General features: G+C 60.4%; 10 protein-coding genes and 4 pseudogenes. 7 read left to right on the forward strand and 7 right to left on the reverse strand.

Going from position 1 to position 20,084, the window contains the following annotated elements; all coding sequences use genetic code 11:
* Nucleotides 1-237 precede the first annotated feature (237 nt).
* Nucleotides 238-2,388 (forward strand): alkyl/aryl-sulfatase, encoded by a 2,151-nt coding sequence (locus tag ACTJKL_RS28720; RefSeq protein WP_440854420.1) that lies wholly within the window; start codon nt 238-240, stop codon nt 2,386-2,388.
* 74 nt (nt 2,389-2,462) lie between these two features.
* On the opposite strand, the gene ACTJKL_RS28725 is transcribed toward ACTJKL_RS28720, so the two are convergent.
* The 6 genes and pseudogenes from ACTJKL_RS28725 to ACTJKL_RS28750 form a co-directional block, all read right to left on the reverse strand.
* The gene (locus ACTJKL_RS28725) at nt 2,463-4,580 is read right to left on the reverse strand and encodes a mechanosensitive ion channel family protein (RefSeq protein WP_440854421.1); all 2,118 of its coding nucleotides are present in this window, start codon (nt 4,578-4,580) and stop codon (nt 2,463-2,465) included.
* Between the two features lie 46 nt (nt 4,581-4,626).
* Nucleotides 4,627-5,365: pseudogene (locus ACTJKL_RS28730) on the reverse strand (hypothetical protein).
* A 93-nt stretch (nt 5,366-5,458) separates the two neighbouring features.
* A complete protein-coding gene (locus ACTJKL_RS28735) occupies nt 5,459-6,745 on the reverse strand; it encodes an alpha/beta hydrolase (protein ID WP_440854432.1) in 1,287 nt (428 codons plus the stop codon).
* Nucleotides 6,746-6,884: 139 nt separating this feature from the next.
* Entirely contained in the window at nt 6,885-9,188 is a 2,304-nt protein-coding gene (locus tag ACTJKL_RS28740; RefSeq protein ID WP_440854433.1) for a tetratricopeptide repeat protein, read from the reverse strand.
* Between the two features lie 148 nt (nt 9,189-9,336).
* Nucleotides 9,337-10,350: an HAD family hydrolase gene (locus ACTJKL_RS28745; RefSeq protein WP_411934315.1), complete on the reverse strand. Its 1,014-nt coding sequence runs from the start codon at nt 10,348-10,350 to the stop codon at nt 9,337-9,339.
* Nucleotides 10,351-10,442: 92 nt separating this feature from the next.
* A complete protein-coding gene (locus ACTJKL_RS28750) occupies nt 10,443-12,110 on the reverse strand; it encodes an arylsulfatase (RefSeq protein WP_440854422.1) in 1,668 nt (555 codons plus the stop codon).
* A gap of 441 nt (nt 12,111-12,551) precedes the next feature.
* Here ACTJKL_RS28750 and ACTJKL_RS28755 point away from each other — a divergent pair, with 441 nt between their 5' ends.
* The 6 genes and pseudogenes from ACTJKL_RS28755 to ACTJKL_RS28780 all read left to right on the forward strand — a co-directional run bounded on the left by ACTJKL_RS28755 (nt 12,552) and on the right by ACTJKL_RS28780 (nt 18,656).
* Nucleotides 12,552-14,330, forward strand: a complete 1,779-nt coding sequence (locus tag ACTJKL_RS28755; RefSeq protein WP_440854423.1) for a sensor histidine kinase — start codon at nt 12,552-12,554, stop codon at nt 14,328-14,330.
* A complete protein-coding gene (locus tag ACTJKL_RS28760; RefSeq protein WP_440854424.1) occupies nt 14,327-14,968 on the forward strand; it encodes a response regulator transcription factor in 642 nt (213 codons plus the stop codon). Before ACTJKL_RS28755 ends, ACTJKL_RS28760 begins: the two co-directional genes overlap by 4 nt.
* Before the next feature lie 80 nt (nt 14,969-15,048).
* Complete coding sequence (locus ACTJKL_RS28765; protein ID WP_440854425.1) at nt 15,049-15,453, forward strand: response regulator transcription factor; 405 nt, start codon at nt 15,049-15,051, stop codon at nt 15,451-15,453.
* A gap of 296 nt (nt 15,454-15,749) precedes the next feature.
* Nucleotides 15,750-16,589 (forward strand): annotated as a pseudogene (locus ACTJKL_RS28770) (tyrosine-type recombinase/integrase).
* Between the two features lie 10 nt (nt 16,590-16,599).
* A pseudogene (locus tag ACTJKL_RS28775) lies at nt 16,600-17,963 on the forward strand (transposase); the annotation flags it as partial.
* A gap of 348 nt (nt 17,964-18,311) precedes the next feature.
* On the forward strand, nt 18,312-18,656 hold the full coding sequence (locus ACTJKL_RS28780) for a hypothetical protein (protein WP_440854426.1): 345 nt from the start codon (nt 18,312-18,314) through the stop codon (nt 18,654-18,656).
* Nucleotides 18,657-19,851: 1,195 nt separating this feature from the next.
* On the opposite strand, the pseudogene ACTJKL_RS28785 reads toward ACTJKL_RS28780, so the two are convergent.
* Nucleotides 19,852-20,068 (reverse strand): annotated as a pseudogene (locus ACTJKL_RS28785) (hypothetical protein); the annotation flags it as partial.
* Nucleotides 20,069-20,084 lie beyond the last annotated feature (16 nt).

The following is a 20,084-nucleotide window of genomic DNA, read 5'->3' on the forward strand; positions in this document are numbered from 1 at the left end:
CAGCCAGTGCAAGTGTCGACGTGAAGCCCTTATAGCACGGCATCCGGCAGTCCCTCCGCCTAGTCAACGAATCTTGCGGGCCGAGAGTATCGCGGACTGCTGAAATTGCAATCCTTAGGTCCCCTCAGCAGCTTACACGTTGTGGGAGAGGGCGGCTCCACCCTCGCGCTCAGCTATGCAGTTGCGTGTAGTTGGCGTAGGATGCGCGGCCTGAGTGAGCACAGACGGGAGGGTAAAATGAGAATTGCATTCCCATCGACACGTGCATGCCATACCGGAATGGCCGTTCGGAGAAATGGTGTTGTCGTTGCGCTGACTGCCGCGCTCCTGATTGGAACGTGCGGGTTGGCCTTTGCCGCCGGCGGCAGCGTGCTGGCAGACCGCGGCGCAAAGGAAGGAAGGCATTTCCATCCAAAAGGCAAAATGCCCTCGCAATTTACGATCGACTTCCAGAATGGGCAGCGCAAGACGCTCCCATTTGAAGATCAGCGCGACTTCGAGGAAGCCAAGAAGGGCTTCATCGCGGCCCCGCCCTATAAGCAGATCATGGCCGAGGCCGGTAATGTGGCCTGGGATATGGAAAGCTACGAGTTCCTGCTTGAGGGCAAAGATTTCGACAGCATTCACCCTTCGCTGCAGCGTCAGGCTATCCTGAACATGGCGTACGGTCTTTATGAAGTCGTGCCAGACAAGATCTACCAGGTGCGCGGCTTTGATCTTGCGAATATCAGTTTTGTCAAGAGTGACACCGGCTGGATCGTGTTTGATCCGCTGACGACGAAGGAAACCGCCAAGGCGGCGTTGGACTTCATAAACGAGAAGGTTGGAGCACGCCCGGTTGTCGCCGTCGTCTACTCGCATTCTCACGCAGATCACTTCGGCGGTGTGCGCGGCGTTGTCGATGAAGCCGATGTCAGGAGCGGCAAGGTCGAAATCCTTGCACCAGTTGGGTTCATGGAGCATGCAGTCGCCGAGAACGTTTACGCAGGCAATGCGATGACCCGGCGAATGTTCTTCCAGTATGGTGTTCTGCTGCCGCGCAGCCCATTCGGTCACGTCGATCAGTCCATCGGCAAGAACACTGCCGCCGGCAATGTAGGTCTGATCGAGCCCACTCGTTATATCGACGATGATTTCGAGGAGTTGACCATCGACGGCGTGAGGATGGAGTTCCAGAACACGCCTGGAACCGAAGCGCCGGCCGAGATGAACACCTACTTCCCGGAGATAAAGGCGTTCTGGGCCGCCGAGAATATTACTGGCACCATCCACAACATTTACACGTTGCGTGGTGCGCTGGTGCGCAATCCATTGGCATGGTCCAAGCATATCAATGCAGCACTCTATCGCTATGGTCAGGAAGCTGAGGTGATGTTTGCGTCACACAGCTGGCCGCGTTGGGGCAACGACCGCATCCAGGAAGTGATGCGCACACAGCGCGACGTCTATGGGCACCTCAACAACGATGTCCTCCACCATGCAAACAAGGGGGTGACAATCAATGAAATCCACAACGTCTACAAGCTACCCGAAGGTCTGCGGAACCAGTGGGCAGCCCACAGCTATCACGGGTCCGAGGAGCATAACAGCCGCGCGGTGATTAACCGATACCTTGGCTACTGGGATGCCAATCCCGCTACGCTAATCCCTCTATCGCCGCGCGACTCTGCTCCGCTCTATGTCGAGATGATGGGGGGTGCCGAGAAGATATTGACCAAGGGCAAGGAATTACACAGTCAGGGCAAGTATCTCGAGGCGATGGAGATCCTGAATAAGCTCGTCTACGCCGAGCCTGAAAACCCGGCTGCCAAGGACCTGCTAGCAGACGTCTACGAGCAGATCGGCTATCAAAAGGAAAGCCCCAGCGTTAGGAACAGCTTTCTTGCGGCCGCCTATGAGCTGCGCTCGGGAGTGCCTGGGGGCGCGTCACCTAAAACCGGTCCAGATGTCATACGAGGCATGTCGACCGGCCTATGGCTCGACTTCCTTGGCATCAGCGTGGATTCCAATAAGGCCGAGGGCATGAAGTTCACGATTAACCTGGTCACACCAGACAACGAAGAGCGCTACGTGATCGAAATGAGCAACTCGACGCTCACCAACATCAAAGGCCAAAGTGCGAAGAACCCGGACCTGACCGTTACGCTCAATCGTTCCGACCTAGAGTTGGTAATGGGCGGACAGGCCACCTTCGACGAGTTGCTAGCATCTGGAAAAGCAAAATTTGACGGAGACCAGAAGTTCTTCGACCAGTTGAGGAGCACTCTAGTCAGGTTCACCTCGGACTTCGAGCTGATCCCGGGAACAAGACCCTCCGAAAGCTCCGCGCCCTCGGCGGAAAAGGATCCCTTTGCGGCCGATGAACCGGCCGATTCCTCTGGCGGCTGATCAAGGTGACTGCATAACGGCCTGGATGATGTCATGCAGGCCTGCCAAAGGTAACGATGCTGCCGAAGGCCAGGCTACTCGGCCGCTGCCTCACCTCCCTGTTGCGCAGCCAAGGCGGCGTTCTTCTTGGCGATGGCATCGCGGGTCGCAGCGGCCGCCGCCACCTGTGTTTCGTCACCTGCAACCTGGACCGTCGGAGAGGCGAACTGGATGTTGTTTTCCTTGAAAGCCTCCTTGATCAGAGCCTGGGCCCGGCGCCTGACCTGAGTCTGGTGACCCGGCTTGGTGGTCATCGCAAAACCCAGGGTGATGCCATAGTCGCCGAACTGCTCCACGCCCTTCATCTTAACGGTTTCGATGATCAGTGGCCCGAGTTCCTCGTCCTCGAGCAGTGCGGTCCCGACGCCCTTCACCACCTTTTTCACCTTGGCAACGTCGGTGTCGTAGGAGAGGTTGATCTTGAATTTGTCGATGACCCAGTCGCGGCTCATGTTCTGGACGGCACCGAGCGAGCCGAAAGGTACAGTGAACACCGGCCCGCGGTGGTGGCGCAGCCTGACGGAGCGGATACTGAAGGATTCGACGGTTCCCATGTAACTGCCGCTCTGGATATACTCGCCGACCCGGAAGGCATCGTCCATCATATAGAAGATGCCGCTGATGATGTCCTTGACCAGCGTCTGCGAGCCGAAGCCAATGGCGACTCCGAAGACGCCGGCGCCGGCGATCAGCGGGCCGACGTGGACCCCGAGGCCGGAAAGAACCATCATGCCGGCGACGACCGCGATGAAGGCTGCGAGAAAGTTGCGCAGAATTGGCAGCAGTGTGCGCACCCGCATGTCGCGGGCGAGCTGTGCAGAATCTGTACTTTCCACGGCGGCCCGTTTCAGGTGAAGATTGATAAGTTCCTTCGCCAATTGCCAGACGAGATCGGCCGCTAGGAGGATGACCACGCCGGCGAGAACGCCGCGGAAGATGTGCTTGACGACATCACCTTGGATCACCGGGCTGCCGTTGAGCTGGAAAACTTTGGCGAGCCAGGCGGCCGCCAGCGCAACGATCAAGAACCGCACACCGCGATCGATCAGGACGTTGCGCAACACGCGCATGATATCTACCGCTTCGGTATCCAGCGTGCTCCGCGTCGCGGCGCTAACGAAACGCAGCAGCGGTCGCAGAATCAGTGTGTAGACGCCGACCCAGAACAGTACCTTCATCCCAGCGGCCCAAAGGAGCCATAACAACGCGAGCAATCCGACGGTCAGCGCATCGCGCAGTGTCCGCTGTCCGGCTGTCAGTTCCACCAAGGGCCGGCGCAACACCGTATCGATCGCCAGGCCAAGCACGACGAGGCCGAAGAGGGCGGCCGTTAGATCACGGACATCGGCGGGGAAGGCTAGAGCCTGCATCATGTCGACGACGGCCCAGGCGAAAGCCATAGCACAAATGAAGAGCACAGACCGTCTGTACCAGAAAAGCGCCGCATCCGGCTCCAGGGAGACGCTGTCCGCCTGGCTCTCTGCCGCGCCATTGTCCTTGGATCTGGGATTCAGCGCCGCCGAAGCGACAGCGATCAACAATCGAGCGGCGATCCATCCGATGAGCAGCGGTGCAGTTGCCGCCTCCAGGCGGCTCGGCCAACCGGTCTGCGCAAAAGCGGCGACCGCTGCGATCGCGAAGACAAAGAGTGGCGCGATGCGAATAAGAGCGGCGAGCCCCGGCCCGGACTCGGCCGCGCTTCGGCGCGCGCTCCGCCCCAGCACAAAGCGCAAAAGATATTCGGCGCCGTAGCCGACAAGGAGCACGAGAGCGAAGCCGCGGAGGATCGGCATACTCCCCTGATCCATCTCTGCCACGATGCGATCTCTTGCCGCCATCCACTCGGGGATCACGCGCGGCACGGCGGTCCGCATGCCGTCGAGATGCCTTCTGATCGCCGCGACCGAACGAGAAGGAAGTCCTCCCTCCGCTGGCATGGCGGCCACCGGCGTTGCGGCCTGTCTGGCGGCAAGCCATTGCCGCACTTCCGGATCGTCCAGCAGCTCGATGAGTTGCTGCACCTTGGCAGGCGCCGTTGGTGTCGTCATCCCCTGAGCCGCCAAGGGAGCGGTTAGTGCGAAAACGAGCTGTAGAAGTAGAAGGATCGGGGCGCGACCGAGGCCTCTACAACAATGCCAGAAGAGTATGCTCATCCGGGTGCCTCCTATCATGGCGCAGGAGACCGACGGCCGCTCGATATTAAAACTTTATCGCGACCCCGAGAATCGGTCCCTGCTGGACGGCATCGAACACGAAACCGTCGTCGCTGTAGTCGACTCCGAGTCCACGATATCCGGCGATCGCCGATACTCGCGAGTTGAACTCGTAGCCGATGCCAAGTGCGACATCCCAGTCGATGTCGGCACCACCGCCGCCGACCAAGCCCCATCCTGTCAGGTAGATCTCCGGAGTGAAGGAATATCTCCCGCGCACGCCCACCATTCCGTCTACCCAAGTGGCACTGTCCTCTCTCTCGACGCCTCCGAGAAGACGCGCCGCTGAACGAGATGATGGTTTCGACCGACCACCTTCACGCCGCCCACCACGTCCAAATGTCCTTGTGGCCCGTCCAACACCGCATATCCCATGCCGAGCAAACCCGAAAAGCTTTCCGACGTCACGTCGACGTCCGTCGCCAGCAGGGCGTTTCGCCATCAGCGGACAGCTTTGTGTAGATGATGTCGCCGATGATGCTAAACCGGTCATAGCGAGCCTCGCCCGCCGCCTTGAACGCAAAATCGAGATGGTCGAGGATGTCGCCGAAGTCAGCATCCATATGCACCGTCGGCAACCCGAACTGCGACGTATCGCCGGACAGCCCGGCCATCCAGAAATACGGAGCCACCGAGAACGTCCAGCCAGGCTGGGATTCGGCCGGCTGAGGGGGCGGCGCCATGAGCGGCGATACGTCGGCCGCCTGAACACCGGTGCAAATCATCGCCACGACAGCGAAGGAAAGCCCAAGTCTGATGGAATTCGCCATTGCCTGTTCCTTGTCATCTGGCGGGATCAAAAAGGTCGGCCTGTGCGGTCATTGCCGCGAGGAATCGCACGCAGCTTCCCGCATTGCTGATCCGTTCGCAATGCACGCCCCCGCTGCTGCCTTCTTCGTTCCGCCGGTTTGCCCGGTCATGTGACTGAGGTGATGGGAATAGTTGTCTCGGGTATGCTGATCCACCATGGCGACCGGGGCTGCGAGGATCAGACCTGCCGCGCTGCCAGCCGCAGCGGCTACGCCCGTCGTCCCGGCAATGAGGTGGTCACCGAGGCCCATCCGGCTGTCCGTCAGCGTCTGCCCTTCGGAGATTCGAGCGCCGATGAGCTGCACGACCTGCGGCGATTCCGCGAACTTGCTATGGTGAAGACCGTCGCCGGCCTTCACCTTCGTAAGGTCGATAACGGTGATCCGGTTCGCTTCGAGCTCCTGCTTGTAAGGATGGCCCTCCGGATCGATCGATCCGAGCCGGGGAATGTCGCCCCAGACCCGGCGCGAGAAGGCGAGCGCACGGTCGTCGCGCGAGACGAACAAAGTGAAGCGAGCCTGCCGCTTGCCCATGTCTTCGATCTGCGAACGGAACACGTCGACATCGACGTCCGGAGCCGCAAGCATCACATTCTTGAACTTCGCCGGTAGACCACCGTTCCGTATCGCCATCTGGCGCAAGCCTTCGAGCGCCAGCCAGTTGCCCATCGAATGCGCCAGGATCGAGACCTCCTTCACCTCTTGATCAGCGGCTAGGTATTGAAACAGCGACTCCAGCGCATTGCGGGTGTAGTTGGTGCTTTCACGATCGTAACCGTAGGCGAGCAAGCTTCCGCGCGACGGCCAAGTGACGAGGACTGGAGCGCTCTGCACGCCCGAATCGTGGACGATCTGGGCGAAGCGATAGACAGCATCCTCGAACCGGTTGTTGAACCCATGGATGAACACGAGGACGCTGCGATCCGGGCTCTTCTTGACCGTGGCGTTGAGCCAGGTTTTGGCAGCGGCGGTGTTCAGGTCGTCCGCCTTCAGGGTCGCGAAGTCGGTCGCCGGATCGGGCGGTAGCCGCTTCGGCCAGGCGACCTCACCGGCCGTGCGAACAGGCGGGATCGACACCGTGATGTCCGCGAAGGCAGCCGCGCGTGCCCGCTCGCCCGTGAACATCTCTCCGGCATGCTCGGAGCGGCCGCGGGTCGTGGCGATCAGCATGCTGACCCGGCTCGAGTCGGGCGACGTGTCCGCAACTGGCGTCAGCACGCCCTTTGGATGCCCGCCGCATCCGGCAGGCAGGACGAGCACCGCAAAGAGAACAAGCCATCCACCCGACAGGAGCAGCGAAGATGGAGGACGATCGGAGCTGGTTTCGATGCTCACTGTGCTTCCTTTTCCAATAAGAGACGCCACCGGCCACGTAACACCGCATTCGCCGTCCCTGGAATTCCGTTCCCACCGCCACCAGTGCAAACCCCAGCGCTTATCGGCCATGTTGAACTGCATCCTGTAATTGCCTGACGAGTTCTGCGGTTTGAGGATCGTTCGGCTGGAGACGGGCGAGCGCCTCGGCAAACTTAAGCGCCTCGGCATAGCGGCCGAGTTTGAGGCCGAGCTGAATGGCAGTGCCCAGCAGATTGGCGTCTATTGCACCATTTGCAACAACCGGATCGAACAGCGCGAAAGCGTCATCCGTTCGACCAACCGCATCGAGCGCGATCGCCGCCGTCGTCCTGTATCGGGCATTCACTGGATCCAGGCGCATTGCCGCTTCCAACTCGCGAATTGCATCCGGCATCGCCTTTTGACGAACGAGCGACAAACCGTGTCCATAGCGGAGGTCGGCCCGATCCGGATTGGCCGTGACCGCCTCGGCGTAGGCCTGTTCGGATTTCTCGTTGTCACCCGTGGCGCGATAGAACTCGGCAAGATTGGTGCGCGCACCCGAAAGTGTCGGGTCAAGAACAATCGCCTGGCGGAACGCCTTTTCCGCCTCGTCCGTGCGCCCCTGTTCGAAGAGGAAGGATCCGTAAGTGCTCTGCGCCTCGGCGCTGTCCGTGTTAGCCTGGACATAGGCACGCAAATCGTGGACGGCGGCATCGAAGGCGCGGCGTTGATCGCCGAGGAGGTCCAGCGACGGCGTGTTGCCAAGAGCCTTAGCGGCGGCCACCCGGACCGCTCGGGTTTCGTCCGCAAGCAGGACCCCGATCGCGCCCAACCGCAGTTCAGGGGACAAGTTGGCAGCCGCCTCCGCTGCCCCGAGCCGGACGAGCGGATCGGGATCTCCCGCCGCCGCCCCGACGTCCGCGGCGGTGGCTGCTCCATCGAGCCTTGTCATTTCGGCCACCGCGCTTCCCCTGACGATGCCCGGTTGTTCACGGTCGGCCAGAAACTCGCGCAGATCCTCTATCGCTGCCAGATCGTTCTGCGCAGCTCCCGCGAACGCATGGGCGACCGAGGGACGTTGCCGCCAAGCCTTGCCATACCACCTGTCCAGGTTCTCTGACGCCCAGGCGTTCGTTTTGCCCTCGTGGCAGGAGGTGCAGGCATTCGGCGTTCCGTAGAGCGCGGAGAGGTCGGGTCGGGGGATGACGAAGGAATGGTCGCGTCGCGGATCCGCCTTCATGTAGATTCGCTCCGGCATGTGACAGTTGGCGCAAAGAGCGCCAGCCGAGCCTTGCGGATGATGCGTGTGGGCCGGCGTATCGAACGCGCCGCTCGGGTCGTTGCCTGCAAAGCGTTCCGGCGCAGTTTCGGCGTGACACTGCGTGCATAGGGCGTTGCCGGCGGCTTTGACGGTCCCCTCGTGTGGCCTGTGGCAGTCGAAGCAGGTGACGCCTGCCTTTGCCATCTTGCTCTGCTGGAAAGAGCCGTACTCGAACACCTCGTCGCGAATCTGCCCGTCCGGGAAATAAAGACCGCTGCGCAGCAACGCTGGGGAAAAATGGTCGAGAAAGGATCCTCCCGGCCGATAGCCATCGACAAGCCTGCTGCGTCGCGCGTGACAGGCGAAGCAAGTGTTCGCATCGACCTTCGACAGGCCGGAATCTGCCGCCGCCGTTGAAGCATTAGCCGCTTTGGCTCTGGCCCATTTGACATGCTTTGCACCGCCACCATGGCAGGACTGGCAGCCAATGCTCGTCGCCACATAGGATGATTTATATTCGTTCTTCTGCGGCTGGAAATTGCTCCGCGGATCGGTGGAATGGCAGTCGATGCAGGTGCGGTTCCAGCGATAGAACGGACCCGTCCAATGAAATGTCGAGCCGGGTTTTGCCACACTGCCTTCGCCCAGCCAGAACCATTCCCGCTTTTGGGTGTCCCAGGCGATGTCGAGAGCCTGCAATCTGCCGCCGCCGAGATCGACCAGATACTGCTGGAGAGGCTCATAGGCGAACGTATATTTGACCTCGAAGTCCGCCGGCTTGCCGTCCGGCCCTTCGGTGCGGACGAAGAAGCGACCATCTCGGCGGGAAAATGTCGCGACAGCGCCGTCGTGATCGAACTGGATGTTGTTGAAGTCGCCCCGCACCGACTTTTCATCGGCGACAGCCATCGCCCTGGCGTGATGCGACTTGGCGAAGGCGGCGGCCTGATCCGCGTGACACGAGGCGCAGGTTTTCTCGTCCACGAATCCGTCATGAACTGAGATCAGCGGGTCAGACACCGATGCGTTGGTCTTTTCGGCCACGACCGCAGATCCTGACAACACAAGCACGGCACAGAGTGCCAAGGCTGTCCAACGAACCGACGCTCGTCCGATACACACAAACGGCTGGACGCGCATTCGCCATCCTGGCAGACCCCGCATGTGGACCCAGTACGTGCGGCCAAAGGTTTCGGCCAGCGACTTGGCCGAAACCCGCGCCGGTTTCGTCGAACCTACCTTCACCAAAGCTCCCTCCTGGAAGGCGCTGAGCCGCGGATATGCAGTCCTACTTCTCCGGAAAAATCTGTTTCCAGTCGGCCTTCATGTCCACAACCGTCCACTGGTTCAGGGCAGCAGCATCAAGCGCCTTGTCGAGGCGGCCGAATTCCGTGTCCCGGTCGTAGGCGTATTCGCGTTCAGCGTCGGTGTGATGAATGAGCATGCCGAAACGGACGCTCCCGCCCGTCATCGTCGTCCATTGCAGCATTTCCAGATCGCCGTCGGAGTTGCCGAAGGCGGCGATCGGGCGACGGCCGATATGTTCATTGATGCCGACCGGCTTGCCGGCCTTGTCATCGATGAAGTTGACTTGCGGCAGGCGGAACAGGGTGGGCGTGCCGTCACGCATCTCGAACTGTGTCTTGATCGAAGAGCCGACGACCTGCTCCGGCGGAATGCCGTAGACCTGCTCCGTCCACGGCCGCATGAATTCGATCCCGCCACCCGACACGATGAAGGTCTTGAAACCGTTGGCGCGGAGATAGTCGAGCAGTTCGAGCATCGGCTGGTAGACGAGCTCGGTATAGGGTTTCTTGAACTTCGGGTCGCGCGCGGTGGCAAGCCAATCGGAAACGATCTTTTGGAACTCGTCGCTGGTCATCCCCGCATGAGCCGCCATCATGATCTCCATAAGACCCTTTTCGCCGGATGCGGCGAGGGTCTTCATGTCACCTTCGAGCACGGCTTTGAACGGCTGTGTGTCCTTCCATTCCGGATGGGACGGAGCCTCGGCCTTCACGCGGTCGAGCGCGAAGGCGAGCTGGGCATACATCGGATGCTCGACCCATAGCGTGCCGTCATTGTCGAAGACGGCGACGCGCTGCGGTTCCGGAACGAAGTCGGGCGTGTTCTCGGCCGTCACCTTCTCGACAAAGGCGATGATGGCTGCCTTCGGGGCCGTGTCGTTCCACGAAGGCAGCGGATCGGTTTGGGCTTGCGCCGGTGCGGCAAGGAGAAATGTCGCCGCAACTGCCAGCGCCCCGTCACGGGCCGATCTAAGGAAATCATGAATGGCGAACATTGGATGTCCTCCAGCGGTTCCTGATGTGAAGGTCAGAAAGATTCGTCCCAAGACGGCGGCCGCCGGTGTGATCCGGGGCCGCCACGAGAAAGTCAGTTGCCAGTCGGGATCGGAATGTTGATGCCCTCCTTAGCGAGTGAGTCCCGGACCCACTGGAAGCGTTGGTAATCCGAAAGCGTGATGGGACCGTTGTAGGTCAGGCTCTGCGGCTTCCGCGGTGGATACTGCACGTAGGTGGTCATGATCTTCTTCAACTCATCACCCATGACTACGCCCATCCAGGTCCGCTCCGTGAAGTTATTCATGAAAATGTCGTAGCGTTCCTGCGGGTCCTGCCACAGGTCGAACACCTGGGGTACCGTAGCGACATACTTCTCCGCGCCCTTCCAGCCGAGGTTCGAGTCGACGGCCAGCCCACCAGTCGAGGCTCCGTCATCGCCACGAATGTTGAACGCGAACTTGTAGTTGTTGACGCGAATCGCTCCGGGGGAGAGCTCGTTCTCGGTAAAGTAGAACCATGATTTGCGCGCCGACTTGCCTGTGCCGAGCAGGACCGGCGACATGTCATAGCTGTCGAAGATGATGGGCTTGTCTTCGCGATCCTTGTCGGGCAGCGGCACCGCGCCGACTGCGGCAAATGTCGCCATGAGATCGAGGCCGCCAACGATGTCATGATTCTTCGTCCGCGGTTTGATCTTGCCGGGCCAGACTGCGATCGCGGGAACGCGATTGCCGCCCTCGCGCAAGGTGCCCTTGCTGCCGCGGAATGGCGTGTATCCGGCGTCCGGGTAAACGTCCTGCCAGGCCCCGTTGTCGGTCGTGTAGAAAACAAGGGTGTTTCTGTCCATGCCGGTTTCACGCAGCTTGTCCAGGATCCTGCCGATGCGCGTGTCGAGTTCGACGACCGAGTCCGCATACTTGCTCTTCGACAGCGACTTGTGCTGGAACTCGGGGGCAGGAAGGTTCGGCTGGTGCACCTTCATGAAATTCACATTGATGAAGAACGGCTGATCCGGCTTCTTGGCGGCGGCATCGAGGAATTCGATTGCCGCCTTCTCGACATAGCCGTCGAAGAAGGGGACGCCGACAACGCCTGGTTTGCCGTCGATCACAGGCGTGTCGACGTACTGGCCGTTGATCTTGAAATCCTCCGTCACCTCGCCGCCGGCTTTGCCGGAGAGCGAACCTTTCGTTACCTTCTGGAACATGGCCCTGAGGTCCGGGTCCATATCGGGGAACCAGGTCGGATCGGCGTAGGTGTAGGCGTTGAGATGGTAGAGGCCGACATATTTCATTTCGTCATAGCCCTGCGCGATCGGCAGCGCGTAGTCCGCCTCGCCAAGGTGCCACTTGCCGGTGAAATAGGTCTGATAGCCCCCGCGCTTCAACACTGACGCAAGCGTCCATTCGGCGGCCGGCAGGCCGCCACCCTGGCCCTGGAAGGCGACCGTCGTCATACCGCTGCGGTTCGGAATACGTCCGGTCTGCATCGCGGCGCGGCCCGGCGTGCAACTCGGCTGGGCGTAGAAGGAAAAGAAGGTCATGCCTTCGTCCGCCAGCCTGTCGATGTTCGGCGTCGGCATGCCGCGACCTTCGCCGCCGCCATAGGGACCGAGATCACCGTATCCTGTGTCGTCGGACACGATGAAGAGAATATTGGGCTTTGATTGTGCTTCCTGGGCTTGCAGGGGGGATGCGGTACACCAGAGAACGGTGAAAGCAGCCAGTGTTCCAACGCCGCAAATGATCCTACGATTCATTTTGACTCCTCCGTTGAGATCTCCGGCCGAACGGTGATTCACCCAAGCGCACGGCGGAAAATGCAACGAATGCCGCCGGTCGCGTATTCACACTGAAATCAATCGAAACAACTGGAGTAACTTTGAAAATTCGGACGCCTTCGATCGGGAACGGCATCCAGCCAGAGCGTCCGTCCCGGATTACGAACGGCACTCATGGCGAGCAACCTACCGAATGGCGATCCGCAGCGATATTGTACCTTGGGGCAGCCCTTACAGATTGTGATCTTCCTGATATCTATTGTGCGGTTGTAAGGGCGACGCGGCTTTGCTATTTGTCGATGAGCTTCTCGGGGCAAGGCCATGAGCTTGGTGCGCAATTGGACAATGCGATCGCGCCGGTTCCGGTGGCGTGCGGCCTTCTGTTGCATTTTTCTCGGAATGGTTGCTGCGGCCCCGTCCATGTCCATGGAGATCGTGGGCCGGGTTCCACGTGTTCTCATTCTCTACCCGTACGACGAACGAATAGCCGCGACGACCGAGGCCGGAGAGGCCGTGAGGACGCGGCTGCTCGACGCTACTGAAGGAAAGATCGATCTCTTTTCCGAGTTTCTCGATCTTTCGAGATTTCCAGAGGCGGAACACGTCCGCCGAATGGCCCGGTATCTTTCGGCCAAGTATGCGGATCGTCGCCCCGATGTGGTGATTGCGCTCGGCGAAGAATCGGCGCGGTTCATCTCTGCGAACCGCAAGGACCTCGCGGACAGCGCAAGGATAATCGTCGCCGGCTTCAGCAGATCCACCGCCGAAGAAATGGACCTGCCCAGCGATGTGGTCGGAGCCTTCAGCGAGTTTCACATCGCCAAGACTGCGGAGATGGCTCGCGGGCTCCAGCCGGAGGCGCGTCATCTCTTCATTATCGGCGGATCATCAGATTTCGACCGTTCGTGGCTCGCCACGGCGCGGGCCGATCTTGCGGCTTTCTCCAAGGATTACGAAACAACCTACCTGGAGGACTTGACGATCGACGAGTTCACCAGGCGGGCCGCCGAGTTTCCCCGTGACAGCATCGTTCTGGCGCTGACGATCTTCAAGGACCGTACCGGGCGCAATTTCATTCCGCGCGAAGCCATCAAACAGATATCGAAGACCGCCAGTGCGCCGATCTACGGTCCGTATCCCACCTATATCGACTACGGCGTCGTCGGAGGCAACGTCGTCACGTTCGAGTCCCTGCGCATGACAGCGGCCGACCTCGCTGTCGATGCCATTGCCGGCAAGCCGATTTCCCATCGCGAGTCTCCGCAAAGCTATGTCGCCGATGCGAGACAGCTCCAACGCTGGGGTTTGTCGGAGGAGAACCTTCCTCCGGGCGCAATCCAGATGTTCAAGGAACCGAGCTTCTGGGAACAGCACTGGCTTGCCACGGTCGCGGCACTTGCCATCATCACGGCACAGGGCACCGTTATTGCCGGACTTCTTGTCGAACGCCGCCGCCGCCGGGCGGCTGAGACCGAATCACGCCATCGTCTCCTCGAAGTGGTTCATCTCAATCAGTCCGCGACCGCCGGCGCGCTCTCGGCGTCGATCGCGCATGAACTGAACCAGCCGCTCGGTGCCATCCGCAGCAACGCCGAGGCGGCGGCGGTCATTCTCCGGTCCGAAAGGCCCGACCTCGAGCTGATCGAGCAGATCCTCGTGGATATTCAAGACGACGATCAGCGCGCTCATGACGTCATTTCCCGGATGAGGGGCCTGCTCAAGAAACGAGGAGAGATCGACTGGCAGGAGTTCGACCTCAATGAGGTGACGACGAGTGCGATCAGGATTCTCCGCGGCGAGGCCGAGCGGAGAAGCGTTGTCGTCAGCTCCAGCCAGACACCGCGGCAGCTGCCGGTCCGAGCCGACCGTGTCCATGTCCAGCAGGTCATTCTCAATCTCGCGACCAACGCCATGGACGCGATGCTGGAGGGAACTGAAAGGAGGCTCATGCTCGATACAGCGCTGACGAAGGATTCCAAGGTCGAGCTGTCGATTTCCGATACGGGCCGCGGTATCCCGGACGAACAACTCGCCAGTGTTTTCGAGCCGTTCTATACTACCAAGCCGACCGGAACGGGGCTTGGCCTTTCCATCGCGCGCGCGATAGTCGAAACCTACGGCGGCAAGATCTGGGCGGCCAACCGCCCGGAAGGCGGAGCGGTTTTCCGCGTTGTGCTGCCTCTCGCGGGAGCTGGGTGAACCGATTGGAATCCATCGTTCACATCATCGATGACGACCAGTCCTTCCGCACAGCAGTCGGACGGCTGCTTTCGGCGTCCGGTTTCCGCGTGGCCGTCTATGAATCGGCCGACCAGTTTCTGGCGCAATTGCCAGATTGTGAACATGGCTGCGTCCTCCTCGACCTTGATCTTCCCGGCCTCAGCGGACTGGAACTGCAGAAAAGGCTGGCCGAGAAAGCGCCGCTGCTGCCGATCGTGTTTCTGACGGGGCAAGGCAACGTCAGGGCAAGCGTTCAAGCGATGAAGGCTGGCGCTGAAGATTTCCTGGAAAAACCAACGCCGAGGGAGGCATTGCTGGAGGCCGTCGAGCGGGCGTTGCGCCGCTGCGAAACGCGGCGTCTCGAGCGAGACCGCATTCATGCGCTCCGGGCGCGTCTGGCAGAACTGACGCCACGTGAGTTCGAGGTTTTTGGCCTGATCGTCCGCGGCAGGCTCAACAAGCAGATCGCCCATGCTCTCGGCACGTCCGAACGGACGGTCAAGGCGCACCGCCACAACGTCATGGAAAAGCTCGGAGCGCGGTCGCTGGCCGAGACAGTGTCGATCGCCGAGAGACTCGGGCTCGTCGATCCAGCAAGGGATACCCTCTCAAGGTAGCGAAGAACGTGGCGCTTTCACCAAAGGACAATAGCCAGCCCCAGATGGTGGTCATAGGATCGTCATGATCGGGGCTGGTCATGCTTTTCGCATTGGCTCCAGAAAGGCGTCAATTGGAAAGCCCTCCGCGCACAGTGGCTGTCGTCGAAGACGATCCGAGCATGCGCAGGAGCGTCGAGCGCCTTTTGAAGGTAAGTGGATTTGCAACTGAAGGACATTCGTCGGCCGAAGCCTTTCTCAGCCGTGCCAACGTCAGCCAGATCGGTTGTGTTGTGCTCGATATCCACCTGGGTGGCATGTCTGGTATCGAGTTGTGGCACCGCCTCAAGGCCTCCGGTATCAATCTCTCGGTGATCTTCATCACCGCCGTGGACGATGAGGCCCTCGAACTCGAGGCGGTCAAGGCAGGCTGCGTTGCATATCTCCACAAGCCGTTCCCTGCCGACTTGTTGATCGGTGCCGTCAACAGAGCATTGGGGGCGTAGCCCAGCGATGACCGTTCATGGCGCGTGATGCAGCCCTTCGGTGCTCCGGCTGTTATTTTCCGGAGTCCACCCACCTGCGCCGCTGAAGGCGACACCTGGAAGGACCGGATTGGGCTCAAGGACGAAGCCGCTCGCGCGGCACTGGTGCCCGTGGTGAGGGTGCAGCAATGATCTGAACGCCGTGCATTTGCGGCTTTGCCATCCTGGCTGACGATTGGGTGTTCTCAATCTTCAGACAGGAGCTTGCCATGACGGAGGAGAGGACCATCCCGCTGCGCGAGCGGATGATCGAAGACATGTGCGTCCGTGGGCTGGGCGATAAAGCCCAGCAGGCGCATATCCGAGCGATCAAGGATTTCGCCGGGTTTCTGAAGCGATCACCGGATACGGCGACAGCCGATGACCTGCGCGCCTGCCAACTGCACATGACCAATGCCGGCGTCACGCCGACGACCTTCAACGCCCGCATCGTCGAGCTGCGGTTCTTTTTCGCCACCACCTGCGGCCGCGAGGAGATGAAGCGGCACATGCAGTTCCGGCGGCAGCCGCGGACGTTGCCGGTGGTCTTGAGCGTCGAGGAGGTTTCCGACCTGCTGATGGCCGCTCCGGGGCCGGGTCTGAAGTACCGCGCGGCGCTCAGCATCTCCTATGGCGCCGGACTGCGCGCCTCCGAGGTCTGCAACCTGAAGATCAGCGACATCGACAGCGACCAGATGCTGATCCATGTCGAACAGGGCAAGGTGGCAGAAGGATCGTAAGGTAATGCTGTCGCCCGCGCTGCTCGAACTCTTGCGCGACTATTGGCGCGAGCGCGGCCGCAGGGCTGGCTGTTTCCCGGCAAGCCGAGGATCAGTCCGATCTCGCCCCGGCAGCTCAACCGGGCTTTCACCGCCGCCAAGAGCCTGGCCGCGATCGCCAAGCCCGCGACGCTGCACACCCTGCGCCACTGCTTTGCCACCCACCTTTTGGAGGCGAACACCGATGTCAGGGTGATCCAGGTCCTTCTGGGCCATGCCAAGCTGACGACCACCGCCCGCTATACGCATGTCGCCGCCAAAACGATTCGCGACACCGTCAGTCCGTTCGAGACCCTGAAGAAGCTGCAAGATCAAACGCTCCGACGCGGGTTGGAGTAGCGCCGGTGCGGTGATCCGGCGAAAACTGGAAATCGCCGACATCTTCCGCGCCTATGGCCCGACGTGGCGGCGGGCCAATGCCGGGCATGTTAGCCTGGCCCAGTTCGAGGTCATGGCAGCGATCGAAGCCTGCCGAACCGAGGCGCTCGGCGGGCATGTGGCGGCTTGCGCGAAGTGCGGCCATAACCACATCGCCTACAATTTCTGCAAGAACCGACACTGCCCCAAGTGTCAGGGGCCCGCCGCGCGGGACTGGATGGCCGCCCGTGCCGAAGACCTGCTGCCGGCCGAGTATTTCCACGTGGTCTTCACCCTGCCGGCCGAGATCGCGCAGATCGCCTACTGGAACAAGAAGGCGGTCTATGACCTGCTGTTTCGGACGTCCGCGGAGACGCTGACCACCATCGCCGCCGATCCCCGGCACCTTGGCGCGCGCATCGGCATGACCAGCGTGCTGCACACCTGGGGATCGGCGCTGACCTATCACCCGCATGTGCACATTATCGTGCCCGGTGGCGGGCTGTCGCCGGATGGCACCCGCTGGATCGCCTGTCGCCCCGGCTTCTTCCTGCCCGTGAAGGTGCTGTCGCGTCTGTTCCGGCGATTATTCCTTGAGGGCCTGATGGCACTGCATCAATCCGACGATCTGGCCTTCTTCGCGGATCTGGCCGCGCTCGCGGAGGCGGATGCCTTCGCCGCCTGGCTTACCCCCTTGCGCAAATGCGACTGGGTCGTCTCGCCAAGCCGCCGTTCGGCGGTCCCGAGGCCGTGCTGGTTTATCTCAGCCGCTACACCTACCGCGTCGCGATCTCCAACAGCCGCCTGATCAGCGCAGATGCCGAGACGGTCTCATTCCGCTGGAAGGATTACCGCATCAAGACCGGTGACCGGCACAAGGTGATGCGGTTGGCCACCGACGAGTTCATCCGGCGCTTCCTGATCCACGCGCTGCCAGGCGCTCTGCGGGCCTTGCGCGGCGTGGACTTGATCGCCGCGGTGACGTTTGCGACAGAAGTGGGAGAAGCCGGCCGCTTTGAGAGCCCCCGCTAACTGATGGGGTATCTGGGCCTTGTTCCCGGCGAACGATCGACTGGAGAGACAACAAAAAGGATCGGCATCACCAAGGCAGGCAATAGCCGAGTCCGGACCTTGCTGGTTGAATGCGCCTGGACGTATCGGTATCCGCCTCGGATCGGCAAGAGGAAGCTGTATCGCCTCGAAGAGGTATCATCGTCGGTTCGCGAGATCGCCTGGAAAGCGCAGACCCGCCTGACAGCCCGCTATCGCATGCTGAGCGCCCGCGGGAAGAAGTCGACGGTTGTGTGCACCGCGGTCGCACGGGAACTCGCCGGCTTCATGTGGGCGATTGCAAGGAGGCGCGACAGACCACGCCATAACGGCAGCCGCGCACGACTCGCGCATTGGCGGAGGCAGGACAACGGCAGGGGAATGTCCGTTAACCGCTTTGTGGCCGGCATGTCCGACGCCCGCAGTAAGACAGGAACAGCCCCAGACGCAAAATCGGGAATGTGGTAGCCAACCGTGTATCAGAGCTTGATCACCGACGTCTTTCAGTTCCGCCTCCACCAATGCGCTCGAGTATCCGATCGGCGTTAGAAGAACGCATCGTCGGTCGGCAATTCCTCATCCGATTATCGAGAGCGCTCTTAACGTGATAGAAGGAGGCTGTAACGTGGTTCGTAGGCCAACGAGGAGGTCACCATGCCGCCGAAAAAAGGCACCAAGGAGCACCAGAACGAAATTGTCAGAGTGCACTACGGCATCAACAACCAAACGCTTGGAGTACAGTCAGTCTGGGAGACACGCGGCGGTAAGCTGGCCTCGATGTCTGCTGGTCACCACTTTAGGCACCAATGTGTTGCTGGAAATATCGCTCACTCGGACGCGGTGTCCGTTGTCTTCGACCTTACCGGCGTTTTCACGCTGCCCGTGGATGTTGAGAATCATCCACTTGTGAACGAGCTTGAAGAGAGGGCCTCGATCATGCGTGCCCAACGAGCTCACGACGCCTGCCGTGAAGTCGTCTCGATCGTCGGCGCCAAGTGAAATACCGGGCTGCTCTACGCTGAACGCGGTCGTGGCACCCGTCGGGCGTCAAATTAACATTGAACGATATGCGCGAAGGTGTCACCGACCATTAAATGATGAAATCTCGATCCACAATGAACGTGGCCCGTGCATTCTTCTCCTTTCAGGATCTCTGTAGCGATCAAGAGAGGTCGGCAGTCAAGTGTCAAATGATCTTGCTAAACATTCAAGTCCGCTCACGCCGGGACCTGCACAAAGGGGCGTTGAAACCCACGAGCCGGTTGGACGATGTAACCGCCGCGGCATTGTTCCCTTGGTGCTCGACAGGGAGCGTTCTGGCTGCGGTGCTTATGAAAGGTGAGTGGAGGAGAGAAAGATGGCAATCGTTCCAATACCCCCTAAATATTACTGGACTTTTCCCGCTGTTTGCAAGAAGGTTTCTTTTTAAGAATCTCTACATTATCTTCAGCAAGTTTTCGTATTACCGCTCCTTATTACTATAGTGAAGCCCGCGGTTAGCGGGCTTTGCTATATGCCAAGAAATTCCGGAATAACCAAGAATGCCACCGAGTGCTCACCCAAAGGGTCCTGAAACTCAAACGGCAAGCGTCAGAAAAGGACGAGCGGAGGCGAGCGGAACTGGAAATCACCAGATGCCCGGAGGATATTACCCAATCCCCCTCTGCTACGGTTGCTTCTGCGGTCGAGACAGAACGCCCGCGCTGCAGCGAGAAACATGCTTGCGTCAGACGAGTGACGCTGAAACTCGGCCATCAGGAAATTTGCAACGTCTTGAGCACCTTTCCGTTCCGAGAAACCTCAAACTCGACACAAACCGAGGCGTATACGCATCGAAGGACGCGCACTTCGGCCCTGCTCGAGGTTGCGACGATATCGTCGGACCAGCCGCGCATCGTTCAATCCGAAGCTTTTTGCAACGTATTGAGAACCCGCAGTGCCCGTGCTGCGTTTGTGGGGTTAAGCCCTGCCATCGTCCAAAGGCCTATCCTTACTGTCTCTCCCGTAAAAACGTGGTGAATTGTATAGGTGCCGTCTCCTTCGAAACGGCGGCCGTATTGATAGAGTTGTCCAGATCTGTCGGGCGCACCGCCTTCAGACTCCCATACGCTAAGGGCGAGCGCGTGCTCCTCGTTTTTTGTCTTCCTCTTGTGGCCCTCCTCGGGCTTGCCAGTAGCGGGAGCGGCGATCGTCTGTGAGGAGACGGCATTGCCACGTTCAATAGACTCCAAGTTGTCTTCCCCGCTGACGCGTTCCTGGCCGAGTTCGTCATTGCGAATGCGATACTGGTGCCAATCGGATGTCAAGGGCAGTTTGGCTGTGAAGCGATAGGTCGTTGCCGCGCCGGGCGAGATATACGCGCGATTCTTGAGGCGCACGGTCACGCCGATTGGAATGCGATGGTCACGCATTGGATTGGCCTTTACA

Origin of the sequence: Sinorhizobium sp. 22678 (genome assembly GCF_052044265.1) — a bacterium.
Classification (GTDB): Bacteria; Pseudomonadota; Alphaproteobacteria; order Rhizobiales; family Rhizobiaceae; genus Sinorhizobium; species Sinorhizobium meliloti_A.